The sequence below is a fragment of the Spirillospora sp. NPDC046719 genome (assembly GCF_040645715.1).
Lineage (GTDB): Bacteria > Actinomycetota > Actinomycetes > Streptosporangiales > Streptosporangiaceae > Spirillospora.
In genome coordinates, this window is the sequence record NZ_JBEYYT010000603.1 from 1 (window position 1) to 4599 (window position 4599).

3 protein-coding genes are annotated in these 4599 nt (G+C 72.5%); all 3 read left to right on the forward strand.

The window, feature by feature from the left end; translation table 11 throughout:
• Positions 1-1007 (forward strand): carbohydrate ABC transporter permease (locus tag ABZ914_RS46995; RefSeq protein ID WP_500201138.1); only part of this gene is annotated, 1007 nt, incomplete at its 5' end.
• Positions 1004-1798, forward strand: coding sequence for a carbohydrate ABC transporter permease (locus ABZ914_RS47000; protein WP_500201139.1), 795 nt, complete (start codon positions 1004-1006; stop codon positions 1796-1798). The genes ABZ914_RS46995 and ABZ914_RS47000, both read left to right, overlap by 4 nt.
• Before the next feature lie 49 nt (positions 1799-1847).
• Positions 1848-4544, forward strand: a complete 2697-nt coding sequence (locus ABZ914_RS47005; protein ID WP_500201140.1) for a sugar-binding protein — start codon at positions 1848-1850, stop codon at positions 4542-4544.
• Positions 4545-4599: the final 55 nt, after the last annotated feature.

Genomic DNA, 4599 nt, shown 5'->3' on the forward strand with positions numbered 1-4599 from the left:
GCGCCGACGAGGTGACAGCGAGGAGCGCGCAGATGACGACCGTCGCGCGGCAGAAGACCCCCGAGCCGGGGCCCGAGGCACCCGGCCCGAGCAACGGGCGGCCCGCAGGCCGCCGGGCCCGGTCCCGGCCGCCGGGGGAGCCCCGCTCCGTCGGCTGGCTGTACGTGCTGCCGGCTCTGGTGGTGTACGGGGCGTTCCTGCTGTGGCCGCTGGTGCGGGGGGCGCAGTTCTCCCTCTACCACTGGGACGGCATCGGCCCGGCGACCTGGGCCGGGCTGTCCAACTACACCGCCACCTGGACCGACCCGACGCTGCGAGGCGCGTTCGGGCACCTGCTGGTGCTGATCGTGTTCTACGCGATCCTGCCGTGCTGCATCGCGTTCGTGCTGGTGGCCGTCATGTCCCGGACGAAGGTCCGCGGCCTGACGTTCTTCCGCACCGTGCTGTTCATGCCGCAGGTCATCGCGATGGTCGCGGTCGCCGTGGCCTGGCAGTGGGTGTACTCCACGCACGGGCCCGTCAACACCGTCCTCGGCTGGCTGCACGACATCGGGCTGCCCGACTGGCGGCACGGCTGGCTCGGCGACTTCACCTTCGCGCTGCCCGCGATCGGGCTCGTCGGCACGTGGGTGGAGATCGGTCTGGCGCTGGTGCTGTTCCTGGCCGGCGTGCAGAAGATCCCCCGGGAGCTGTACGAGGCGGCGCGGATCGACGGCGCCGGGGCGATCCGGGAGTTCTTCACCGTCACCCTGCCGGGGCTGCGCCGCGAGCTGTCGGTGGCGCTGACGCTCACCACGATCATGGCGGTGCGCAACTTCGACCTCATCTACATGGCCACCGCCGGCGGCCCGGGCGACTCCACGAAGGTGCCCGCCTACGAGGTCTACAACCGCACGTTCAACACCGGCGAGGTCGGCCTCGGCTGCGCGATCGGCGTCACCCTGGCCGTGCTGGCGTTCGCGATCACCGCGGGCATCGGCCGCCTCGTCGAGGGGAGGGGCGAATGAGCAGGCGCTACGAGCGGATCCTGAACCACGCCGTACTGGCGCTGTTCGCGGTGATCGCCCTGTTCCCGATGATCGGCATCGTCGCGCAGGCGCTGCGGCTGCCCGGCGACCTGTCGTTCGACACCTTCCGGGTGGCCTGGACCGAGGGCCACTTCGCCGCCTACCTGCGCAACAGCGTCGTCGTCACCGCCGTCACGGTGGTGCTGGCCAGCGTCTTCTCGATCATGTCCGGGTACGCGCTCGGCGTCATGCGCTTCCGCGGCGCGGGGGCGGTGTTCCTGCTGTTCCTGGCGGGCCTCACCATCCCCACCGAGGCCGTCGTCGTGCCGCTCTACTTCGACCTGCGCTCGGCCGGGCTGGACAACACCTACGCCGGGCTGATCCTGCCGCAGGTCGCGATGTCGGTCGCGTTCGGCACGTTCTGGATGCGCGCCTACTTCCGCAGCGTCCCGCCCTCGCTGATGGAGGCGGCCCGGATGGACGGCGCGTCGAGCTGGACGACCCTGTGGCGGGTGCTGGTGCCGATCGGCCGGCCCGCGATCCTCACCATGGTCGTGCTGATCACCATGTGGACCTGGAACGAGTTCCTGCTGCCGCTGGTGATCGTGAACTCCGACGAGGGGCTGCGCACCGCGCCGCTCGGGCTGTCGTTCTTCCAGGGCGCGCACAAGACCGACTACGCACTGCTCATGGCGGGCGCGCTGATCATCGCCGCGCCCATCGTGATCGTCTATGTCTTCCTGCAACGGCGGTTCATTGCAGGGATGCTCTCGGGGGCCATCAAGGAGTAGGGAGTCCGGGGCCGCCCCCCAGCGGCCCCGCAACGGAACAGGAGAGTTCATGCGAAGACTCGCCCTACCCGCCGTCCTGTCCGCCGCGCTGGCGGGCTCGGCCATCGCGCTGGCCGGCCCGCCCGCGCAGGCGCGGACGGCACCGTCAGACCGCACGGCACCATCAGAACAGGGCCGGCTGGACGTGCTGTTCGTCGGGGCGCACCCCGACGACGAGTCCGGCACCCTGTCGACGCTCGGCCAGTGGAACGAGTTCGACAAGGCCCGGACGGGCGTGCTGACCGTCACCCGCGGCGAGGGCGGCGGCAACGCCGCGGGGACCGAGGAGGGCCCGGCGCTCGGCCTGCTCCGCGAGGACGAGGAGCGGCGCGCGGTCGGCAAGGCGGGCGTCACCGACGTCCACAACCTCGACAAGGTCGACTTCTACTACACGGTGAGCGCGCCGCTCACCGAGGACACCTGGGGCCACGACGACTCGCTCGCGAAGGTCGTGCGGATCGTCCGCGAGACCCGGCCCAAGGTGATCGTGACGATGAACCCGGCGCCGCTGCCCGGCCAGCACGGCAACCACCAGGAGGCCGCGCGGCTGGCGACCGAGGCGTACTACGCCGCCGCGGACCCCAACGCCTTCCCGACGCAGCTCAGCAAGGAGGGCCTGAAGACCTGGGCGCCGGGACGGCTGTTCCAGGGCGGCGGGGCGTCCGGCCCGACCGGGCAGGAGTGCGCCGCCAAGGTCACCCCCAGCACGCCGGCGTCGGTGGCGTACGGGGTGTGGGGCGGCCGCACGTCGGCCCGCAACGGCGGCAAGACGTGGGCGCAGGTGGAGCGGGAGGCGCAGCGGCTGTACGTGAGCCAGGGCTGGGCCGGGTTCCCCGACGCGCCGTCGGACCCGTCCAAGATCGGCTGCGACTACCTCACGCAGATCGCGAGCCGCGTGCCGTTCACGCTCGGCAACACCGACCCGTCGGCTCCGCTGGAGGGCGCGGTCACGCCGGGCAAGGGCGGCCTGCCGCTCGGGACGCAGTTCTTCCTGACGACGCAGTCGTACGGGGTGACGCCCGGCGCGGCGTTCACGGTGACGGCGCACGCGAGCGCGCCGGAGCAGCTGAAGAACGCGCGGGCCGCGCTCTCGGTGCCGTCCGGTTGGAACGTGACAGGAAACGGTGACCTGGGCAAGGTCGGGTCGAGCGAGCGCACGGCGACGTTCAAGGTGACGCCGCCCGCCGGCGCCTCCGTCGGCCGCGCCCAGATCTCCGCGAAGCTCACGTCCGGCCGCGCCACCGGCCAGACCGCGACGATGGTGAACGTCCAGCCGCCGGTCACGGGCCGGCAGCAGCCGCTGCCCCGCGTCGACGACTTCGACACCTGGGCCACCAAGACCGGCGTGCCCGCCCTCATCGGCCAGATGAAGCGCGTGCTGACCGTCGGGTCGGGCAAGTCGCGCGACGTGCGGGTGGACCTGGTGAACACCACCTCGTCCGCGCAGTCGGGCACGGTGAAGCTGGACCTGCCGAAGGGCTTCTCGGCCGACGCCGCGTCCAAGCCGTACACGCTCGCGGCCGGCGCGAAGGGCACGGTCGCCTTCAAGGTGACCAACACCGACGCCTCGCTGCCGACCTCCAACCAGGGCGGCTCCGGCGGCGACTTCGACTACACCATCACCACCACCCCGTCGTCCGGCCCGGCCGACGTGGAGACGGCGGCGCTGGAGCTGGTCCCGGTCGCCGAGATCCCCAAGGCGTCCGCCGCCCCGAAGATCGACGGCAAGGAGGAGCCGGGCGAGTACGCCGGCGCCGAGCTGAACCTGTCGCGGGTGTGGGAGGGCGACGCGTGCACGTCGGCCGACGACTGCTCCGCCACCGGCAAGGTGACCTGGACCGACGACGCGCTGAACGTGCTGGTCAAGGTCCGCGACGACAAGCAGGGCACGGTGCTCGGCGCCGACGACTGCAAGCGGCACTGGCGCACCGACTCGGTGGAGATCGGGATCGACCCGCGCGGTGACTCGGAGAACACCTCGACCACCTTCAAGACCGGCATCTTCCCGCAGATGTCGGACGGCAAGCCGTGCTTCGAGCGCGACGCGGACGCCCACCAGGGCGGCGCGGACGCGGCGCCCGGCATGCAGGTGGCCGCGACGGTGAACCAGCCCTACGACGGCTACACCATCGAGGCGAAGATCCCGTTCAAGGACCTGCCGACCGCCGTGGACCCGGCGCGGATGGGCCTGAACGTCTTCGTCTACGACTCCGACACCCAGGACAAGACCGGCCAGACCCGGATCGGCTGGTCGACCTGGGGCGGCGTGCAGGGCGACCCGTACCGGTGGGGCCAGACGACCCTGCCCGGCTACACCCCGGACCCGAGCCTGCCGACGACCCCGCCCGCGCCGGTGATGCCGACCGACGCGGCGGCCTCGGTGAACTCGCCCGAGTCGATCGAGCAGGCCGTCCGCACCGGGATCCCGCTCGCGGGCGGCCCGGCGGCGCCGCGCTCCGACAGCGCGCGCATCGCCGGCGAGCCGACGGTGTCCGGCGGGTCCGCGACCTTCCGGCTGCAGGCCACCGGTCCCGGTACGGCGCACGTGACGGTCTGGGACGGCAAGGTCCTCGGCACCAAGACCGTCGAGGTGAAGCGCGCGGGCTCCCAGTCCGTGACCGTCACGGGCGCGAGCGGCCTGCTCGCCGTCGCGTTCGAGGCGAAGAAGGGGGGCACGGCGAGCAGCATCGCCCGGCTGAGCCGGTGAACGGCGCCGCCGCGCCGGGCTCGCGCCCGGCGCGGCGGCATCCGCCCGAGGGCCG

Bases quoted from the DNA above. Each gene is read 5' to 3' on its own strand.
- ABZ914_RS47005 (WP_500201140.1), top strand. From the start codon at position 1,848: ATGCGAAGACTCGCCCTACCCGCCGTCCTGTCCGCCGCGCTGGCGGGC.
- ABZ914_RS47000 (WP_500201139.1), top strand. From the start codon at position 1,004: ATGAGCAGGCGCTACGAGCGGATCCTGAACCACGCCGTACTGGCGCTG.